The following is a 599-nucleotide window of genomic DNA, read 5'->3' as shown; positions in this document are numbered from 1 at the left end:
ATAAGAGACAGGCTCTAGTGTCTCGGCGACATCACTCATTCTTTTCACTCCTCAGGGGCATTGTTTGCTGCAACGCGCTGACGTTCTCCCACACTTTCCAGCCTTCAGGATGCACATATTCGGCTTTCCCGTTCTGGCTACCGGAAATCTGCGACAGAATAGCCATGCCGTGCGGCTCGACCACCGCCTGATGGAAGAAATCGGCCAGTTTTTGCGGCGTCAGCAGTTTTATCTGGGCCACGATTTTATCACGCGAATCGAAGCGCATATTGCCGCGATCGAAATCTTTACTTAACTTCGATGCTTCTTCGCCGAGCGTTTGCGGTGCCTGCAGCATCTGGGTAATTACCGCCTGCTGGATTTGCGCAAACTCTTCTGGCTTCATCGTCCGCAATTTTGCCTCTGCGGTTGGGAAAAACGCCTTGTAACGCTCCCACAAGAATGAAGGCTGTTTATCATTGCTTTGCAACAGGAAGCCCATGCCCCACTGACGCCCCACGCTCATTGGAAACGCAAACACGGCATAGCCCAACTGTTCTTCGGTACGCAACTGATTGTAGAACCACGGCTGTACGATCTGCCCCAACAGAGAGCTATAG

1 protein-coding gene is annotated in these 599 nt (G+C 52.3%); it reads right to left on the bottom strand.

All coding sequences use genetic code 11. The annotated features are described in order from the left end of the window. Window positions 1-31 precede the first annotated feature (31 nt). Window positions 32-599: insulinase family protein (locus AC5O77_RS22160; protein WP_494507215.1), on the bottom strand; the 568-nt coding region annotated here is incomplete at its 5' end.

Source organism: Stenotrophomonas sp. INTA L402-1, from assembly GCF_059295135.1.
Note: the sequence above shows the minus strand (reverse complement) of the source record. Positions and strands in the feature narration are given on the sequence as shown.